General features: G+C 66.7%; 16 protein-coding genes. 8 read left to right on the top strand and 8 right to left on the bottom strand.

What is annotated here, in order from left to right:
• Positions 1 to 210 precede the first annotated feature (210 nt).
• The 5 genes from LGR54_RS17290 (at position 211) to LGR54_RS17270 (ending at position 4,596) form a co-directional block, all read left to right on the top strand.
• Positions 211 to 984 carry an ABC transporter ATP-binding protein gene (locus LGR54_RS17290; RefSeq protein ID WP_230363230.1) on the top strand — a complete coding sequence of 258 codons (774 nt, stop codon included), beginning with the start codon at positions 211 to 213 and terminating at the stop codon, positions 982 to 984.
• A 26-nt stretch (positions 985 to 1,010) separates the two neighbouring features.
• On the top strand, positions 1,011 to 1,793 hold the full coding sequence (locus tag LGR54_RS17285; RefSeq protein ID WP_230363229.1) for a transporter substrate-binding domain-containing protein: 783 nt from the start codon (positions 1,011 to 1,013) through the stop codon (positions 1,791 to 1,793).
• 76 nt (positions 1,794 to 1,869) lie between these two features.
• Positions 1,870 to 2,601, top strand: coding sequence for an ABC transporter permease (locus LGR54_RS17280; RefSeq protein WP_230363228.1), 732 nt, complete (start codon positions 1,870 to 1,872; stop codon positions 2,599 to 2,601).
• Positions 2,602 to 2,690: 89 nt separating this feature from the next.
• Positions 2,691 to 3,425 (top strand): ABC transporter permease subunit, encoded by a 735-nt coding sequence (locus tag LGR54_RS17275; protein WP_230363490.1) that lies wholly within the window; start codon positions 2,691 to 2,693, stop codon positions 3,423 to 3,425.
• Between the two features lies 1 nt (position 3,426).
• A complete protein-coding gene (locus tag LGR54_RS17270; protein ID WP_230363227.1) occupies positions 3,427 to 4,596 on the top strand; it encodes a M20 aminoacylase family protein in 1,170 nt (389 codons plus the stop codon).
• 123 nt (positions 4,597 to 4,719) lie between these two features.
• Here the strand turns inward: LGR54_RS17270 and LGR54_RS17265 are convergent, their stop codons facing one another.
• Both LGR54_RS17265 and LGR54_RS17260 read right to left on the bottom strand, forming a co-directional pair.
• Complete coding sequence (locus LGR54_RS17265) at positions 4,720 to 5,604, bottom strand: dihydrodipicolinate synthase family protein (RefSeq protein ID WP_230363226.1); 885 nt, start codon at positions 5,602 to 5,604, stop codon at positions 4,720 to 4,722.
• A 39-nt stretch (positions 5,605 to 5,643) separates the two neighbouring features.
• Positions 5,644 to 6,252 carry a LysE/ArgO family amino acid transporter gene (locus LGR54_RS17260; RefSeq protein ID WP_230363225.1) on the bottom strand — a complete coding sequence of 203 codons (609 nt, stop codon included), beginning with the start codon at positions 6,250 to 6,252 and terminating at the stop codon, positions 5,644 to 5,646.
• Positions 6,253 to 6,355: 103 nt separating this feature from the next.
• Here LGR54_RS17260 and LGR54_RS17255 point away from each other — a divergent pair, with 103 nt between their 5' ends.
• Complete coding sequence (locus LGR54_RS17255; RefSeq protein WP_230363224.1) at positions 6,356 to 7,270, top strand: LysR family transcriptional regulator ArgP; 915 nt, start codon at positions 6,356 to 6,358, stop codon at positions 7,268 to 7,270.
• Between the two features lie 19 nt (positions 7,271 to 7,289).
• Here the strand turns inward: LGR54_RS17255 and LGR54_RS17250 are convergent, their stop codons facing one another.
• The 6 genes from LGR54_RS17250 to LGR54_RS17225 all read right to left on the bottom strand — a co-directional run bounded on the left by LGR54_RS17250 (position 7,290) and on the right by LGR54_RS17225 (position 15,315).
• Positions 7,290 to 9,671, bottom strand: coding sequence for an acetamidase/formamidase family protein (locus LGR54_RS17250; protein ID WP_230363223.1), 2,382 nt, complete (start codon positions 9,669 to 9,671; stop codon positions 7,290 to 7,292).
• A gap of 101 nt (positions 9,672 to 9,772) precedes the next feature.
• Positions 9,773 to 11,026 carry an acetamidase/formamidase family protein gene (locus LGR54_RS17245; RefSeq protein WP_230363222.1) on the bottom strand — a complete coding sequence of 418 codons (1,254 nt, stop codon included), beginning with the start codon at positions 11,024 to 11,026 and terminating at the stop codon, positions 9,773 to 9,775.
• Positions 11,027 to 11,081: 55 nt separating this feature from the next.
• Positions 11,082 to 12,707 (bottom strand): amino acid ABC transporter permease/ATP-binding protein, encoded by a 1,626-nt coding sequence (locus tag LGR54_RS17240; RefSeq protein ID WP_230363221.1) that lies wholly within the window; start codon positions 12,705 to 12,707, stop codon positions 11,082 to 11,084.
• Between the two features lie 85 nt (positions 12,708 to 12,792).
• Entirely contained in the window at positions 12,793 to 13,686 is an 894-nt protein-coding gene (locus LGR54_RS17235) for an ABC transporter substrate-binding protein (protein WP_255607695.1), read from the bottom strand.
• A 348-nt stretch (positions 13,687 to 14,034) separates the two neighbouring features.
• Entirely contained in the window at positions 14,035 to 14,265 is a 231-nt protein-coding gene (locus LGR54_RS17230) for a tautomerase family protein (protein ID WP_230363219.1), read from the bottom strand.
• A gap of 153 nt (positions 14,266 to 14,418) precedes the next feature.
• A complete protein-coding gene (locus LGR54_RS17225) occupies positions 14,419 to 15,315 on the bottom strand; it encodes a LysR family transcriptional regulator (protein WP_230363218.1) in 897 nt (298 codons plus the stop codon).
• A 110-nt stretch (positions 15,316 to 15,425) separates the two neighbouring features.
• Between LGR54_RS17225 and LGR54_RS17220 the strand changes: the two genes are divergently transcribed.
• Both LGR54_RS17220 and LGR54_RS17215 read left to right on the top strand, forming a co-directional pair.
• Complete coding sequence (locus LGR54_RS17220; protein WP_230363217.1) at positions 15,426 to 16,748, top strand: MFS transporter; 1,323 nt, start codon at positions 15,426 to 15,428, stop codon at positions 16,746 to 16,748.
• Positions 16,745 to 17,884 carry a mandelate racemase/muconate lactonizing enzyme family protein gene (locus tag LGR54_RS17215; protein ID WP_230363216.1) on the top strand — a complete coding sequence of 380 codons (1,140 nt, stop codon included), beginning with the start codon at positions 16,745 to 16,747 and terminating at the stop codon, positions 17,882 to 17,884. Before LGR54_RS17220 ends, LGR54_RS17215 begins: the two co-directional genes overlap by 4 nt.
• Positions 17,885 to 18,023: the final 139 nt, after the last annotated feature.

Here is an 18,023-nt window from a genome sequence, read left to right as displayed (position 1 = left end):
TTTTTTGGCGCTGCATAAAAAAGTCGCCAACGTCGCTGTTACACGCTTGAGTAACTGTCGCATAAAGTGCAACGATGGGCGAGAGGGAAGAAGGCGACGGGCGAGCCTCGACGCCGGAATGCGACGTTCCGACAAGCGGGGAAGGCGTGGCATGGGCCGGACTTCTGTATGCCGGGCAGCGGGGGCGCCGCTCCCATGGATGTTGCATCCATGAGCGAACGGGCCGAGGCGATCGCGGTCAAGGACCTGCACAAGCGCTTCGGTGCGCTGGAGGTGCTCAAGGGAATCTCGCTCACCGCCTATGAGGGCGACGTCATCGCCATTATCGGCGGCTCCGGCTCCGGCAAGTCCACCTTTCTGCGCTGCATCAACATGCTGGAGCTGCCGAGCGAGGGATCGGTGGCGATCCGCGGCGAGCCGATCGCGATGCGGCGCGACGGCCATGGCGGGCTCGCCCCCACGGACCGCCGGCAGGTCGAGCGGCTGCGCTCCCGGCTCGGCATGGTCTTCCAGAGCTTCAACCTGTGGCAGCACATGACGATCATCCAGAACGTCATCGAGGCGCCCGTCCACGTGCTCGGCGTTTCCAGGGACGAGGCGACGGAGCGGGCGGAGACGCTGCTGCGCCGCGTCGGGCTCCTCGAGAAACGCGACGCCTACCCGGCCTTCCTCTCGGGCGGCCAGCAGCAGCGCGCGGCGATCGCCCGTGCCCTCGCCATCCAGCCGCACGCCATGCTGTTCGACGAGCCGACCTCCGCGCTCGATCCGGAACTGGTCGGCGAGGTGCTGGGCGTGATCGGCGATCTCGCGCGGGAGAAGCGCACCATGCTGCTGGTGACGCACGAGATGAAGTTCGCCCGCAACGTCGCCAATCACATCGTCTTCCTCGCCCACGGCGTGATCGAGGAGCAGGGGCCGCCGGAGCAGATCTTCGGCGCCCCGAAGTCGGAGAGGCTGAAGAAGTTCATCCATTCCAGTCACTAAGAACCGAAAAACAAAGGGGAACGATCATGAAGAATGCGCTGAAAGCGATGGCGCTCGCCGCGGCCATCGGTCTTGCCGGCCTCGCCTCCGCCGCGGCCGAGCCGCTCAAGGTCGGCTTTGCCGCCGAGCCCTATCCGCCCTTCGCCTCGCCCGACGCCACCGGCAAGTGGGAAGGCTGGGAGGTGGAGTTCATGCAGGCGATCTGCGCGCAGGCCAAGCTCGACTGCGTCATCACCCCGGTCGCCTGGGACGGCATCATCCCGGCGCTGACCTCCAAGAAGATCGACATGATCGTCGGCTCGATGTCGATCACGCCGGAACGCCTGAAGACGATCGACTTCTCCGACAAGTACTACAACACGCCGACCGGCGTGATCGGCCCGAAGAGCGAGAAATTCGACGCCACCCCGGCCAGCCTGAAGGGCAAGACGATCGGCGTGCAGGTCGCCACCATCCACCAGGACTATGCGAACAAGTATTTCGGCAGCGCCGGCGCGACGGTCAAGGAGTACCAGACGCAGGACGAGGCCAATAACGATCTCGCCGCCGGCCGTCTCGACGCCGTGCAGGCCGACGCCATCGCGCTCGACGCCTTCCTGAAGTCCGACCAGGGCAAGCAGTGCTGCGAGCTGAAGGGCAACGTGAAGGACGATCCGGAAGTGCTCGGCGCCGGCGTCGGTGTCGGCCTGCGCAAGGGCGACACCGCGCTGAAGGACAAGATCAACGCCGCGATCAAGGCGATCCGTGCCAACGGCACCTACGACACCTTCTCGAAGAAGTATTTCGACTTCGACATCTACGGCGGCTGACCGGGCGCCCCATCCCGCGTGAACCGGGCCGGCGCCGCGTGCACCGGCCTCCTTCCCTCCAGAGCGAGGCGGAGCCATGGCGGCCGATCCCGCATCCCTGATCGACTGGGGCCTTCTGGCGCTCGATCCGCCCGGCTGGGGCGGGGTGCTGCTGGCCGGGCTGATGAACTCGATCAAGATCGCCATCGGCGGCTATTCGCTCGGCCTCGTGCTCGGCACCGGCGGCGCCTTCGGCAAGCTCTATGGCGGGCCGGTGACGAAGGACCTGATGGAGGTCTACACCACCGTGGTGCGGGCGGTTCCCGAGCTGGTCCTCATCCTGCTGCTCTATTATGCCGGCACCGACCTGCTGAACCGCCTTGCCTCCGCGGCGGGCTACGGCGCGGTCGACATCAGCGGGCTGGCGGCGGGCATCTTCGTCATCGGCGTCGTCCAGGGCGCCTATGCCACCGAGGTGATCCGCGGCGCCATCCGCGCCGTGCCGTCCGGACAGATCGAGGCGGCCCGCGCCTTCGGCATGTCGCCGCTGCTCATCCTGCGACGCGTCACCCTGCCGGCCATGCTGCCGCATGCCCTGCCGGGGCTGTCCAATTTGTGGCTGATCTCCACCAAGGACACCGCGCTGCTCGCGGTGGTCGGCTTCAGCGAGCTGACGCTGGTCACCCGGCAGGCGGCGGGCACCACCAAGGCCTATATGCTGTTCTTCTGCGCCGCCGGCGTGCTCTATCTCGCGCTGACGCTGATCTCGAACCTCATCATCCGCGTCATCGAGGCCCGCGCCCGGCGGGGATGGGTGGCGACGCGATGACCAGCGAGGAGAGCACCATCGTCGAGGCCACGGCGCTCACGCGGCTGCCGAGCGCCAGGGGCCTCCTCAAGCCGCACCGTCTCGCGCTGATGGCGGTCGCCGCGGCCATCGTGTTCTGCGCCGTCTGGTTCCTGCGGTGGGACTGGCTGCCGGATTATGCCGGTCGCCTCGCCAATGGCGTCGTCGTCTCGCTGCTCATGCTGGTGAGCACCTGCCTGCTCGGCTTCGTGTTCGCGGTCCCGATCGGGCTGGTGCAGGTGACCGGCCCGTGGCCGCTGAAGCTGCTCGCCAAGGGCTTCTGTACCATCATTCGCGGCACGCCGCTGCTGTTGCAGCTCTGGCTGCTCTATTACGGGCTCGGCTCGCTTTTCCCGCAATTCCCCGCCATCCGGCAGTCCTTCCTCTGGCCCTGGCTGCGCGAGGCGTGGCCCTATGGCGTCGCCGCCCTGACGATCTCCTTCGCCGCCTATGAGGGCGAGGTGATGCGCGGCGCCTTCGCCGGCGTCCCGCCCGGCGAATTGGAGGCCGCCCGCGCCTTCGGCATGAGCCGGTGGAAGGTGTTCCGGCGCATCTGGCTGCCGCGCGCGGTGCATCGCGCGCTTCCCACGCTCAGCGGCGAGACGGTGCTGCAATTGAAATCGACGCCGCTGGTTGCCACCATCACGGTGATCGACGTCTATGCGGTGGTGTCGAAAATCCGCCAGATGACCTTCCTCACCTATGAGCCGCTGCTGTTGCTGGCGCTCATCTATCTCTGCCTCACCGCCTTCTTGGTGTTGGCCTTCCGCTATTTCGAGAACAAGATACCCACCCGGAGTGCCTGAGATGAATGTCCGTGCCCTGCTCACCAATGCGATTCCGGAACTGGTCGCGCTGCGCCGGGATCTGCACGCCCATCCCGAGCTCGGGCTGGAGGAGGTGCGGACCTCGGACGTCATCGCCCGCGAACTTACCGCGCTCGGCTACCGGGTGACGCGCGGCCTCGCCAAAACCGGGCTCGTCGCCACGCTGTCCAACGGCACCGGCTCCCGCTCGGTCGGCATCCGCGCCGACATCGACGCGCTGCCGATCCTTGAAGAGACCGGCCTTCCCTATGCCAGCACCACGCCGGGCCTGATGCATGCCTGCGGCCATGACGGACACACCGCCATGCTGCTCGGCGCCGCCCGCGCCATCGCCGAGCGGCGCCATTTCGACGGCACCGTCCACCTCATCTTCCAGCCCGCCGAAGAGAATTTCGGCGGCGCCCGCATCATGGTCGAGGAGGGGCTGTTCGACCTCTTCCCCTGCGATGCCGTCTTCGCGCTTCACAACGACCCGGACCTGCCCTTCGGCCGGTTCGCCTTCCGGGACGGGCCGATCATGGCGGCGGTGGACGAGTGCCGCATCACCGTGCGCGGCCGGGGCGGCCACGGGGCCGAGCCGCAGTCGACGGCGGACCCCATCGTCGCCGGTGCTTCCATCGTCATGGCGCTGCAGACCATCGTCTCCCGCAACATCCACCCGCTCGACCCGACGGTGGTGACGGTCGGTGCCTTCCATGCCGGATCGGCCAGCAACGTCATCCCGGAGCGCGCCGAGCTGGTCGTCGGCATCCGCTCCTTCGATCCGACGGTGCGCGACGAGCTGGAGCGGCGCATCCGGCTGATCGCCGCAGGACAGGCGGAGAGCTATGGCATGAGCGCTCAGGTGAACTATCAACGCAGCTACGACGCCACCATCAACCACGCGGCGGAAACCGACTTCCTGCGGGATCTCGCGGTGCGCTTCGCCGGTGCCGAACAGGTGAGCGAAATGCCGCGCCCGAGCATGGGGAGCGAGGATTTCGCCTATATGCTCAAGGAACGTCCGGGCAGCTATTTCTTCCTCGGCGCGCGCACCTCGGAAAACGACCGCCCGCTCCACCATCCCGGCTACAATTTCAACGACGATCTGCTGCCGATCGGCGCCGCCTTCTGGACGGAGGTCGTGGAAGCCTATCTTCCTCAAACCTGAACCGCCATCGACGAAGCCGCTCCGTCCCGCGACGCGGATCGACAGGCAGAAACGGGCCGCCCGGCCCGACGGGATGATTTTAGGGGACGCGGCATTCGGCGCCCTCTCTGCCAGTCGGCCGGGCTAGAGCGCCCGCAGCGCCGCCTCGACGCGCGGCCTCACCGCCTCGGCGAGCGGCAGGATCGGGCGTGGCGGTTGAAATTGGCCGAGACCCAGCAGATCCGCGATGACGTACATCACCCGGAAGCTGCCGAACTCCCGGAACAGCTGCCAGAGCGGCTGGAACGCGGCGTCGAGACGCCGTGTCTCCGCCACCTCCCCGTCCCCGGCGGCCCGCGCCAGCTTCAGCACCGGTCCAGGCAGCAGCCCCGCCGCGACACTGTACCAGGCATCGCCGCCGGCCAGCAGAGCATCGGCCGCCCCCCAGTCGCCGCTATAGCCGATGGCAAAGCCGTCCGGCGTGCGCGCCCGCAGGCGCGCAAGTTCGCCCGCGAAATCGCCGTCGGCGGGAAGCGGCATCTTCACCGCGCGGATGTTCGGCAGTTGCGCCAGCCGCACGATCAGATCCTCGCTGAAAACGAATTTGGTCGTGCCGGGATTGTTGTAGATGCACAGCGGCAGGTCGCCGGCCTCCGCGACCGCGGCGATGTGCTGGAAGACCTCTTCATCCATCAATGGCGTGTAGGACATCGGGGCGAGAAGCAATCCATCGGCCCCAGCCTTGCGGGCGTCGCCGGCGAGCGCCAGCGCCTCGTCGGTTCGCAGCGCGCCGACCCCGACGATGATCGGCATGCGACCGCCCACCGCCTCGACCGCCGCCTCGACGGCGCGCCGCCGTTCGTCGCGGGTGAGGAAGGCATAGCCGCCGGTACTGCCCAGCAGGCCGATGGAATCGGCTCCCGCCGTTCGGATGCGATTGAGCAGAGCACCGAGCGGATCGGTCTGCACACGCCCTTCACTGTCGGTCGGGGTGAGGGAAAAGGCGGAAAGGCCGCGAAACAGATCCACGAAAGATTCCTCACGAGATTGGGCAAAACGGCGATGGCGTCACGCCCCGCGCAGCAATTGGAGAGCGATCGCCCACATCGTAGCGGCGATCAGCGCCTCCAGCACCCGCCAGGCCGACGGATTGGAGAAGATGGGTCGCAGCCAGCCCGCACCATAGCCGAGGGAAAAGAAGAACAGGAAGGAGCCGGTCATGGCACCCGCCGCGAACGAAGCCTGGTGCCCGGGGAAACGGGTCGAGATGGTACCGAGCAGCATGACGGTGTCGAGATAGACGTGTGGATTCAGCCAGGTCAGCGCGAGGCAGGTGGCAAGGGTCCGGCGAGAACTCGACGCCCGCGCCTCGTCGACCGTCAGCGTTCCCGACGACCGCAGTGCGGACCACAGGCTGCGGGCGCCATAGAGGATTAGGAACGCCGCGCCGCCATAGCGCATGAGCGGATCGAGCCAGGGCAGCAGCGCGGCGACCTGCCGGAAGCCGGTGACGCCCAGCAGGATCAGCACCGCGTCGGACAACGCACAGGCGAGGCAGACGGCGAAGACATGTTCCTTGCGCAGCCCTTGGCGCAGAACGAAGGCGTTCTGCGCACCGATGGCGACGATCAGGCTGAGCCCCATCAGGAGGCCCGTCACATAAACCGAGAAACTCATTCCTGGCGCGATACTTTTTCGACGAGATACGCCCCGGCTGGTATCGCGACTCCGGCGTTTAGACTAATTAATGCTACTTATGTCAGTTAAGCAAAATTGACCCATGATCGACTATGCAGCGCTCCGCGCCGTCGCGGCGATCGTCCAGACCGGCAGCTTCGAGAAGGCCGCGCGCCGGCTGCGCGTGACCCCGTCCGCCATCTCCCAACGTGTCAAGCAGCTGGAGGAGCGCCTCGGCGTCGTGCTGGTCGCGCGGGGTAGCCCGTGCACAGCGACCGAAAAGGGCGAATGGCTCTGCCGGCACATGGAAACGGTCGGCCTGCTCGAAGGCGAGCTGCTTGCGCAACTGCCGGCGCTGGTCGACGCGGACGAGCCGGAGCAAAGGGTGACGCTGCACATTGCGACGAACGCCGACAGCCTCGGGACCTGGTTCGTGGCGGCGATGGCGAATGTCGCCAAACGCTCGCAATATCTGCTGAACATCGCCGTCGACGATCAGGACCACACCGCCGAGTGGCTGCGGCGGGGGCGGGTCGTGGCGGCTGTGACCAGCCTGGAGAAGCCGGTCCGGGGATGTCGGCGGACACCGCTCGGCACCCTGCGCTATCATGCGACGGCAAGCCCCGAGTTTATGGCGCGGCATTTCCCTGAGGGCGTGACCGCGCACGCCATCGCCAAGGCACCGGCACTGACCTTCAACCAGAAGGACGGGCTTCAGAGCCAGTGGGCGCGCCGGACCTTCGGCGACGAGCTGGTCTATCCCACCCATTGGCTGCCTTCGACGCAGGGCTTCGTCGATGCCAGCCTCGCCGGCATGGGATGGAGCCTGAACCCGATCCAGCTGGTACGGCCGCATCTGCTCTCCGGCCGGCTGGTGGAACTGGTGCCCGACACGCCGCTGGACATTCCACTGTACTGGCAGATCAACCGTCTCGCGGCGGATCGGCTCGCTGATCTCACCCACGAGATCGTCGCCACGGCCCGGAGCCAGCTATCGGACCGCGCTGCTTCTCCGTGAGGAGGGCCACAGCCCCGCGCTAACCTTCAGGCCGGATGGAGATGCCCTTCTCGCCGGCTGTGCGGCCCCCCTGCGAAAAAAGCCGTTTGCTCAGAATGGCGTGGACCCCCCAATTGCCATCCACCACCTGAGTGATGCCGAAATCCACCGCCGCCGACATCAGGGCGACGGCCTCATCTTCGCTTAACCCCTTTGTCGCCATGAGGAAGCGCCGCATTTTGCGGAAAGCGTCGCGCATGGCGAGATCAAGCGAGGATTTTGCGTAGACCTCGCTTTGCCCATTGGCGCCGAATTCGGCGAGATAGTTGGGATGGCTGAAGCCGGTCAGCACCCAGTTCTCCGGCGTTTCGATCAGCGGGTAGGTCAGGTCGGCGAGTTCGGTACCGCCGATGTCTGCCTTCTTGTGCAGCGTGACGCGAAACGTGCCGGTCATCGAGCATTCGATCGCCGTGCCCGAAAGTTCACCGTCCCCCTGCACCGCATGCGGATCGCCAATGGACAACAATGCGCCGGGAACAGAGACCGGCAGATAAACCGTCGCCCCTTTACCCAACCGCCAATTGTCGAGATTCCCGCCGAAATAGGCCGGCGGCACGGAATCCACGAGTTCGGCCTCGCGCGGGGCGACGGCGATGACGCCGAAATGCGGCCTCAGCGGAATGCGCACCCCCTCAAGCACATTCTTCCGCAGAGTGACCGTGTGCGGTCGAACCAGCACGCCGGGATAATCGTAGAGCACATGCCGAACGCCGAACGGATCGGTCTGTGGTTCCCAGCGATAGGAATGGATCGCCTGCGCATAAGGCTCGTCGGCATCGGCAATGATCTCGTAGATCGTCACCGTCTCGCGCGGATGCGGCTCGTTGAGGAATTCCGAATAGTGGAACCCCCACCACGCCGCGACGCTGCTACCGAACACCTGTCCGGAAAAATCGGGATTCCGGCAGGGCCGCGGTTCGATGTCCAGAATATGCACTTCCAGCACGTCGCCGGGCTGGGCGCCGCACACCGCCACCGGCCCGGTGCAGATATGCACCCCGAAGCCCTCCCCCGCACCGCGCCCGAACACCGACGCATCGAGCGGGCCGGCACCGCGCCGATCCACCGCCTTTGCCGTACGCGTCCAATGGAAGACGCTCTCGGCACCGGGATCCCCCTCGATCATACGGGCCGGGTCGTCGGAGGCGTGCTGCGTCAACGTCTCGACGGTGACGATGTCGCCGGAAGCGATCTCGATCAGCGGCTCCAGCGACCGGCTGAAATATCCCCAGTGCACATGCTGGGCCTGGACCGGCAGATAGTGGCGCGTGGGCGCCTCCGATGGCGCGGTCGCCGGCTCGCCGTCCTCGCGCAGGACGACACGGCGCGTGTCGGCGGCGCCCTTCGCCTGTCGCGACCGCAGTTGGACCAGCGCCTCCTGCGGCCATCCCCGCTGACCGCTCGACATCGTGCCCTGCGTCTGCCGATCAGCCTCGCGCCGGCGCAGTTCGCGCGGCGGAAGGCCGAAGCGCTCGCGGAACAGCCGGCTGAAATGAGCGGAATCGGCGAAACCGCAGCGATAGGCGATCTCCGAAATCGGCACGGCGGCCTCGGCCGGATTGGCAAGGTCGTGCCAGGCCCGCTGGAGCCGGCGCTCGCGCACATAGTGGCTGAAGCTCTCGCCGGTACCCTCGAACAGCTTCTGCACATAGCGCTCGGATATGCCCTCGGCCTGGGCGATGTCCGCGATGGAAATATCCGTGCCGCCAATGCTCCGTTCGATGGTAGCGTAGAGCCGCTGGAGCAGCGCGGCGCGGCTCGACGACGGATCGGCCGCCGCCGTCATCAGCTCCGCCGACAGAGCGAGCAGCAATTCGGCCGCGCTTTGCGCCACCGCCTCCCATTCCGGCTCCGACAGCCGGTCGAGCGCCCCGGCGGTGGCGTGCGCGGTACGCGCCAGAATGTCCGGCAACCCCTCGGCATCGAAGATGCGAGGCTGGCACGCCGCCAGCGGCGGCACTTTTCGTCCGCGAAACGCCTCCGCCGGCACCGACAGCACCACCGCTCGCAGCCCGCGCTGGAACTGCACCTGCCAGTCCACTCCGCGCGGAGCCAGGATGAGCTGCCCGGCGGGAACGATCTGCTGTTCGTCGCCAAAGGCGAGGACCGTGCTGTTCTCCACCGGCATGACCAGCAGGGGCAGACCTGCCCGCGACGGCAGCCCCCTCAAGGTCTGGGCATCCGCCGAGAACTTGCCGAGCCGGACGCCGGCCGACGACAGGCGCGAGAGTGCCGTCGCATGAGACGGCGGCCCGATGCGGGCCCGGAGAGACTGCATGCCGAAGCTGCGCAGCACGTCCTGCCAGGCGCTCTCACCGGCGTCCCCGGAATAAGACTCGCTGGTGAACGGCTGCGCATTCATGGCTCGGACCTCGGCATGGAGGACCTTCGAAGCAAGGACCATGCCTCGGTTCCGCGACGGGACCGGCACCGGGCGACCCACAGATCGCCCGGCACACCTCTTCAGCGCGCGGCGAAGATGCTCTTGCGGATCGAGCCGGTAACGCCCCAATTGGCGTCCACCACCTGGGTGACGGCGAAGTCGGCCGCGACCGACATCAGCGAGATCGCCTCGTCCTCCGAAAGCTTGTGCACCGTCATCAGGAACCGGCGCAGCTTGCGGAAGGCGTCGCGCATGGCGTTGTCGAGGCTCGAACGCTTGAGGATCTCGTACTGGTGGTCGGGGCCCAGCTCGGCGAGATAGTTGGCGACGCTGAAGCCGTAGACCGACCAGACGTCGTCATTCTCGAGCAGAGGATGGGTCAATCCCTCCAGGATCGTCCCTTCGAGTCTGTCCTGCTTGTGGAGGATGAACTCGAATTCGCCGGTGAGCGAGATCTCGATGGCGGTCCCGGACAGTTCGCTGTCGCCCTGCGAGGCATGGGCGTCGCCGCAGGAAAACAGGCCGCCGGGCACCGCGACCGGATAGTACATCCGCGCGCCCTTGGTGATGCGCCAGTCGTCCATGTTGCCGCCGGTATAGTTGGGCGGGATCGTGCTCACGAAATCGGCCTCGGCCGGCGCAAGACCCATCGTGCCGAAATGCAGGCGAGCCGGCACCTTGATGCCGGCAAGGATGCCTTCCTTCTTGACGATGGTGGCGTGATCGACCCGCACGCCGGGATAGTCGATCGTCGGGTGGACGATGCCGTCCGGATCGGTCTGCGGCGTCCAGCGATAGGAGTAGAGCGCCTTCACCACCGCCTCGCCTATGTCGAGCTCGTAGATGGTGACGACTTCGCGCGGTTTCGGCTCCTCGATCAGGTCCTGATACTGGAAGCCCCAGTTCGCTGAGGGGTTCGAGCCGAAGAAGCGGCCTTTATAGGCCGGATTGGCGCTCGGGCGCGGATAGGCGTCGATGATGCGGACCTCGATGACGTCGCCTGGCTCCGCCCCCTCGATGGCGATCGGCCCGGTCAGCAGATGCACGCCGAGCCCCTCGCCCGCGCCATAGGTGAACGGTCCCTCGGTCGCGCCGGCGCCGCGCCGGCGCAGGGTCTTCTGCTCCCGGGTCCAGAGAAAGATCTCCTCCGCCGCCTTGTCGCCCGCGATCATCCGCTCATGGTCGTCATTGGCATGATGGGTGATGGTCTCGATCACCGCGCGCTCGCCCGACTTCAGCGTCAGCACCGGCTTCAGCGTGCGGCTGAAATAGCCCCAGTGCACGGTTTCGGGGGTCGCGGGCAGGTGATGCGTGGCAAGGTGATGCTTGTTCATGGGAACCTCGATCTGCGCAGGGAGGCGGCGGGCGGCACATGCCGGCAGCCCGCCGCTATTCGGCATTCATGGAGCTGAGGAAACGCACGGTCAGCGGGTGGCTGGGCGCACGGAGCATCTGCTGGGCCGGCCCCTCTTCGACGATCCGCCCGCCGGAGAGGAAGACGATGCGGTCGGCGACCTCGCCCGCGAAACGCAACTGATGCGTCGAGATGATCATCGCCAGCCCCTCCTCGACGGCGAGGCGGCGAATGACTTCCAGAACCTCGCCCACGAGTTCGGGATCGAGCGCCGAGGTCGGCTCGTCGAGCAGCAGCACGCTCGGGCCCGGCGCGACGGCGCGGGCGATGGCGACCCGCTGCTGCTGGCCGCCGGACAGGTGGCGCGGCAAGGCGCCGACGCGGTGCGAAAGACCGACACGCTCCAGCAGTTCGTCCGCCTGGCGATGGGAATCGAAGCGCGACAGCCCCTGCACCCAGCGCAGGGGGCCGGCGATGTTCTCGCGTGCAGTGAGGTGACCGAACAGGTTGAATTGCTGGAACACCATGCCGACGCCGACGCTGGCCCGCATCTGCGCCACGCCCCGCGGCGAACGCGGGCGCCCGTCCTCGTCGGAGCCGAGCGACTGGCCGCCGACCCGGATCGTACCGCCCTCCCAGCCCTCGAGGCGGTTGATGCAACGCAGCAGCGTGCTCTTGCCCGAGCCGCTCGGCCCGAGCAGCGCCACCACCTCGCCGGCGCGCACCGACAGGTCGATGCCGTCGAGGACCGTCTGGCTGCCATAGATCTTGCGCACGCCCTTCACCTCGACGGCGAAGCCGTTGCCGGCGAGACGCCGGGCCCGCGCTTCCCGGTCCGCCGGCGTGACGGCGGCCGCTTTCGGCGCCGCCGGAGGCAGCGGATCGGCGACGGCCTTCCGGTCGACCTCTCCAGCCCCCTGCGGAACGACGGCGGAGCCGTCGGCGCGGGATGGTTCCGGACGGCCCGGCAGCAGGGCGCGCAAGGCGCGGCGCAGTTGCTCGCGCGGCGGCGGCCGGTCGAGATCCAGCAGCATCTCGACGAGGATCTGGATGATGGCGATCGCCCCGGTGAGGACGAGGTACATCAGCCCGGAAGCGAAGAAGATGGAAAAGAAATCGAAGGTCGCCGAGGCGAGCTGGGTCGAGCGCAGCGTCAGTTCCTGCACCGCCACCACCGACGCCAGCGAGGAATTCTTCAGCGCGCTCACCGCCTCGTTGCCGAGCGCCGGCACCATGGAGCGGATAGCCTGCGGGGCGATGATCCGGCGCATGATGGCGGAGGGCGTCATGCCCAGCGCCTGGCCCGCGCTGACCTGGCCTCGCTCCACGCCGATGACGTTGGCGCGCAGGATCTCGGCGATGAACGGCGCCTCGTTGAGGGCCAGCGCCAGGCTCGCAGCGGAGATCGCGCTCAGCTTGATGCCGATCAGCGGCAGGGCGTTGTAGCAGAAGACCATCTGCAGGATCAGCGGCGTGCCGCGAAAGATGATCGAGTAGCCCCGCGCGATGACGGCCAGCCCGCGAAAGCGGCTGAGTTGCATGGCAGCGAGCACGACGCCCATCGCCAGGCCGCCCAGCAGGCCGAGCACAGTGATCAGCAGCGTGTAGCCGACCCCGTCGAAGAGGTAGGGCATGCTGAGATAGTGGAGAAAGAGATCCATCGGCCTTTTCGCGGCTGTCGGGAATCGGCGGCCGCGGGAAGAGCCCGCGACCGCCCGAGACGGTCGGCGTTCAGTCGGTCGGCGTTCAGTCGGCGAGCACCAGCGTGGGGCTCTCCAGCTGCTCGGCCGGCAGGTTCCACTTCTTCATCAGCTCGGCCTGCAGGCCGGACTTCTGGATCTCACTCAGCGCGGCGAACACCGCATCGCGGAACTCGACATTGTTGCGGGGCACGCCGATGCCGACCGAATAGGGCAGCGTCACCGCCGTCGCCTTCGCCAGCTTGTCGGGATAGGCCTTCACCGCGCCGTCCACGGTGTTGACGTCGTTGATATAGGTGTCGGCGCGGCCGGCGAGGATCGCCTGGATGCAGTTGGCGTTGTTGTCGAACAGCAGGATTTCCGGCGCCGACTTGCCCGCCGCCTTGCACTCGGCCTCCAGCGCCTGGATCAACGGCACCTCGACATAGCCGGTGTTCTCGGCCGCCACCGTGCCGCAGAGCGACAGGTTGATGCCGGTGATGCCCTTCGGGTTGCCCTTGGCCACCAGCACGCCGTCGAACACCTTGAGATAGGTGATGAAATCCGCCGCCTTGGCGCGGTCCTTGGTGGCATAGATGTCGGAGATGACGATATCGGCCTGGCCCGCCTGAAGGGTGGTGAGCAGGGAAGCGAAGGTGACCGGCTTGTAGGTCAGCTTGAAGCCGAGGCACTCGCCGATGGCCTCGCCGAGGTCGATGTCGAAGCCGATATATTTGGTGGGATCGCTCGGATCGATGGTCTCGTAGCCCGGCGTGTGCGGGTTGATGGCGTTGACCAGCGTCTTGCCCTTGAGACCGGGATATTTCGCCTGCAGCGCGGCACAGGCCTCCGGCGCGGCGGCCTCGGCCTTCGAGGGCAGCGCGGTGGCGAGGCCGCCGGCGGCGACGGCGAGAGCGAGGGCGCCGGCCAGCGCCGACCGAAATTGCGAGACGACGGACATGCGGCGTCCGCCGGAATGCGTGTCGAGAGTGCGTGCCACTGAACCTTCTCCTCTGCCAGCGCGTGCATGGGCACGGCAAGACGGGTAGCGAGGTTCAAAGTGTTACGCAGGCGAGGCACGGGAAACTTGTCTGGGGGCGCACCGATTGTTGGACGAGCAACCGTCAAGTTGCAGGCATCGCATGCCCATTCGGTGAGCAGTCCCGATTTTCGCGACCCTCCTGGATGCGATGCGGCACCAACGGCTACCCTCGCCGACCGCGGCACCGGCTTCCCGTCGACCGACGGCGCCCGCAGATCCCGAAGCCCGAAAGCGCCGGGAGCCCGAGCGGAGGCGAGGCTGCTCTGGTCAGTCTGGCGTATAGCCCGGCTGCTTGTAGATCCGGGCCATGTTGTCGCGGATATCCGGGTTGTAGACCTTCTCCGTCCACTCCGCCGGCTCGACGTCCTCGACGGCGACGGAAATCGACTTCTCCTCGCTGTTCAGCGCCGCGATGACGGCCTTGACGATCTCATCCGCCAGGCGCTGCTTTTGCTGGTCCGATCGACCGGGGAAAAGCTTGACGATGACGTGCGGCATGGGAACGGCCTCCGGTTTCTGTCGTTGGGTTGATCGGCTATCGAGACAGCAATTCCTGAGCCACCACTGCCAAGATAAACTGAACAATAAAACGATATGAAATTTGTCTACAATACAAAATTGCGCCAAACCTCAAAAGAAAGCTGACTACAATTAATCTCTCAGATATTTTATATTATGAAGAACCTTTTTAATGATCGATACGATCAATTGAAATTTCGCATCATCGCCGCCGTTTCTGGACACGACGAACAGACGCCCATCCTCGATCGGAGGATTGGTGGCCACGAGCTGGATCAGACCGTCGGTGACGAGACGCGTCACCATGCGCTCCGGCAGCACGCTCATGCCGATGCCTTCCGCGACCAGTTCAGCGATCACCGCGACGCTCGAACACACGCTGAGCCGGGAGGGAGACAGCCCGGCAGCCGCGAACCAGGCGGTGACCTGGCGATGCATCGCCGAAGGCGGCGGGTTCGAAATGATGGGCAGCGACCAGATATCCTGCGGAGCCAGCGGACCATCCAGACCCCAGGCGGACGGAACCGCCCAGGCGGTCGGCTGCGACCCGAGAGCCACCATGGTCAGCCGCTCGTCGCCGACAGGGTTCAGCAAAACGCCGACATCCAGCACGTCGCCCCGCAGCTGAGCCTCCAGGGTCGTGCTGGTGGAGACGAACCATTCGGGTTGCAGTCCCGGATGGCTGTCGAGCAAAGCCGCCAGCAGGGGCGCGAGGCAGTTGACGGCAAAACCTTCCGCCAGCCCGATGCGGATCGGGCCGACGAGTTGCCGGGTCGGATCATGGCTGACGATCCCGCGCAGCTCCGCCAGGATGTTGGCCACCCGCGGGAGAAGCGCCCGGCCCTCCGGCGTCACCCGCAGCTCCCGGCCGCTCCGCTCCAGCAGCGCGAGCCCCAGATGCTCGCCAAGCTCCTTCAGTCGCAGCGAGATGGTGGGTTGGGCGATATTCAGATGGCGGGCCGCGCGTTGCGCCGAACCCAGCTCGGCCGTCCAGTAGAAGGCCTCCAACTGCGCCAGGGAGGGGCGCATATCAGATTCTCCAATGTATTTTCTTTTAAACATCCCATTTGTTTTGGAAAGTCAATCCGACAATAACGCTCCTGTTCAAGCGGCAAAGACCGCCAAAGGAGGATTGTCCAATGGACGAACGGCCCGACATCGTTTCGAAGGCAGCATGGCGCATCCTGCCGATCATCATCGTGTGCTACTTCGCGGCCTTCCTGGACCGCGTGAATATCGGCTTCGCATCACTGACGATGAACCAGGATCTTGGCTTCTCCGCCTCGGCCTTCGGTTTCGGCGCCGGCATCTTCTTCCTCGGCTACATCGTCTGCGAACTGCCGAGCAACCTCTTGCTGGTCCGGTTCGGCGCACGGGTCTGGATCGCGCGGATCCTCATTACCTGGGGCATTCTTTCGGCCCTCACCGCCTTCGTCTGGAATCCGGCGAGCTTCTATACGGTGCGCCTGCTGCTTGGCGCCGCGGAGGCCGGCTTCTTCCCGGGCATCATCTTCTACATGACGCTGTGGTTCCCGCGAGCCTACCGCGCGCTCATGTTCGCCACCTTCAATATCGCCGTGCCGATGTCGTCGGTGATCGGCGCGCCGGTCTCGAGCCTGATCATCGAGAACATGACGGGCGTCCATGGCCTCGCCGGCTGGCAGTGGATGTTCCTCATTGAGGCCATGCCCGCCATCATCATGGGCTTCGTCGTCCTGATGGCGCTCCCCGAGACGCCGCGCACGGCGACGTTCCTGGACGCCGGCGAACGGGAGTGGCTGACGCGCCGCCTCGACACCGAGCGGGCCGCCCAGGAATCGCGGGTGAAGTTCTCGGTCGGCAAGGCGCTGGCGGACCCGCGCGTCCTGCTGATGTGCGTCATCGCCATCGGACTGGTGATGGGCACGACCGGCATCGCGATCTGGATGCCGCAATTCGTCAAGGCCTTCGGCCTCACCAACCTGCAGACCGGTTTCGTGACGGCGATTCCCGCCGCCTTCATGGCGATTGCCATGATCGTGGTCGGCCGCCACGCCGACCGGACCGGCGAGCGCGTCTGGCATGCGGCCGGGCCGTTCCTCCTCAGCGCGGCAGGCTTCGTGCTGGCCGCGCTGGCTCCCTCGCCCATCCTCGGCCTGATCGGACTGACGATCGGTGCCGCCGGCATCGGTGGCGCGTCGCCCAACATCTGGATCTTCCCGACCACGCTGCTGACGGGAACCGCGGCGGCGGCCGGGATTGCCGTGATCAATTCGATCGGCAGCGTCGGGGGCTTCTTCGGCCCGTCCATCATCGGTTGGGTACGCGATGCCACCGGCGGCTTCAGCGGCGCGCTGATCTTTCTTGCCGTCGCCATGGCGGTCACGGCGGGCTGCATCCTGGTGCTGGGACGCAGCATGCGCGACCTCCTCTATCCCGCCGCTCCGGTACCCGACGTCGGTACATCCAAGGTTGCCCCATGAGTATCTCCGCTGTCCGGCTCTATCACCTCGTCACGGCGTTGCCGGAGACGATCGGCAACGCGCTCGTCTTCTTCCAGTCGCGGGAGACCCTGCTCGTAGAGGTCGTGGATCGCTCGGGCGTTTCGGGATGGGGGGAAACCTGGGCCCTCCCCCATGCCGCCGCTGCGGTCATCGAGAGCCGGCTGGCCCACAGGCTGCTCGACCAGGACGCGATGCAGGTCGGCCGGCTGTGGCACGACATGTGTGCGGCGACCGGCGGCGAAGGGGTGTCGCGCATGGCGATCGCCGCTCTCGACATGGCGCTCCACGATCTGGCGGCCCGCCTCATGGGCGTCCCCCTGGCGACGGTGCTGGGGGGTGCCCTGCGCCAGCGGGTGCCTGCCTATGCGAGCGGGCCGTTCTTCAAGCCCGGCGGCCATCCCTATCGCGACTTCGAGCGCGAAGCGGCGGGTTATCTCGAGGCCGGCTTCAAGGCGATCAAGTTGCGCAGCGGCCTCCATCCCCGGGAAGACGCCGCGATCGCCGCGAAGGTGCGCCGTCTCATGGGAGAGGACGGGACGCTGATGGTCGACTTCAATCAGGCCTACAGCCCACGGGCCGCGCTGGACGCCAGCCTGCGCATGGCGGACTCGCGACCGCTATGGATCGAGGAACCCACCACGCCGGAGGATATCGACGGCTACCGTCTGCTGGCCGGCCGCGTCGAGACGTCGCTCGCGGGAGGCGAGACCTACGGCGAAGCCCGTGCCTTCCTGCCGTTCCTGTCCACCGGCTCCATGGACGTGCTGCAACCCGACATCGCGATCTGTGGGGGACTGAGCGGTGTCAGCCGCGTCGCGGCGCTGGCGGAACTGTATGCGCGGCCGGTGATCCCTCATGTGTGGGGCAGTTCGGTCAATCTCTACGCCGCCCTGCATTTCGCCGCCGCCCAGCCGGCAATGCCGGCCGGGGCTGCCGCACCGATGCCCTATCTGGAATACGATATGGGTCCGCATCCGCTCTTCGATGCCCTGGGCCGCCCGCCCGTCAACGCGGACGGAACGGTTTCGCTTCCCGACGGCCCCGGCCTCGGCATAACGCCGAGCCCGGCCGCCTTCGCCCCGCTGGTCGGGACGTCGCGAGAAATCACGCCCTGACCGGATGCGCCCGGGGCCGGGCACGGCGCTCATTCCAGAAAGCCGTGCCCCGCGAAAGCCTTGCCCCCGCCGGCCGGAACGGTGCCTAGCCCTGCGCCTCGACGACGGCGACGGCGGTCATGTTGACGATGCCGCGTGC

It is taken from the genome of Ancylobacter sp. Lp-2 (assembly GCF_020523795.1).
Taxonomy (GTDB): Bacteria; Pseudomonadota; Alphaproteobacteria; order Rhizobiales; family Xanthobacteraceae; genus Ancylobacter.
Note: the sequence above shows the minus strand (reverse complement) of the source record. Positions and strands in the feature narration are given on the sequence as shown.

Coding starts and splice junctions, on each gene's coding strand:
- LGR54_RS17260 (WP_230363225.1), bottom strand. CDS start 6,252: ATGAGTTTCTCGGTTTATGTGACGGGCCTCCTGATGGGGCTCAGCCTG.
- LGR54_RS17290 (WP_230363230.1), top strand. CDS start 211: ATGAGCGAACGGGCCGAGGCGATCGCGGTCAAGGACCTGCACAAGCGC.
- LGR54_RS17225 (WP_230363218.1), bottom strand. CDS start 15,315: ATGCGCCCCTCCCTGGCGCAGTTGGAGGCCTTCTACTGGACGGCCGAG.
- LGR54_RS17280 (WP_230363228.1), top strand. CDS start 1,870: ATGGCGGCCGATCCCGCATCCCTGATCGACTGGGGCCTTCTGGCGCTC.
- LGR54_RS17235 (WP_255607695.1), bottom strand. CDS start 13,686: ATGTCCGTCGTCTCGCAATTTCGGTCGGCGCTGGCCGGCGCCCTCGCT.
- LGR54_RS17270 (WP_230363227.1), top strand. CDS start 3,427: ATGAATGTCCGTGCCCTGCTCACCAATGCGATTCCGGAACTGGTCGCG.
- LGR54_RS17240 (WP_230363221.1), bottom strand. CDS start 12,707: ATGGATCTCTTTCTCCACTATCTCAGCATGCCCTACCTCTTCGACGGG.
- LGR54_RS17215 (WP_230363216.1), top strand. CDS start 16,745: ATGAGTATCTCCGCTGTCCGGCTCTATCACCTCGTCACGGCGTTGCCG.
- LGR54_RS17250 (WP_230363223.1), bottom strand. CDS start 9,671: ATGAATGCGCAGCCGTTCACCAGCGAGTCTTATTCCGGGGACGCCGGT.
- LGR54_RS17255 (WP_230363224.1), top strand. CDS start 6,356: ATGATCGACTATGCAGCGCTCCGCGCCGTCGCGGCGATCGTCCAGACC.
- LGR54_RS17230 (WP_230363219.1), bottom strand. CDS start 14,265: ATGCCGCACGTCATCGTCAAGCTTTTCCCCGGTCGATCGGACCAGCAA.
- LGR54_RS17285 (WP_230363229.1), top strand. CDS start 1,011: ATGAAGAATGCGCTGAAAGCGATGGCGCTCGCCGCGGCCATCGGTCTT.
- LGR54_RS17275 (WP_230363490.1), top strand. CDS start 2,691: ATGGCGGTCGCCGCGGCCATCGTGTTCTGCGCCGTCTGGTTCCTGCGG.
- LGR54_RS17245 (WP_230363222.1), bottom strand. CDS start 11,026: ATGAACAAGCATCACCTTGCCACGCATCACCTGCCCGCGACCCCCGAA.
- LGR54_RS17220 (WP_230363217.1), top strand. CDS start 15,426: ATGGACGAACGGCCCGACATCGTTTCGAAGGCAGCATGGCGCATCCTG.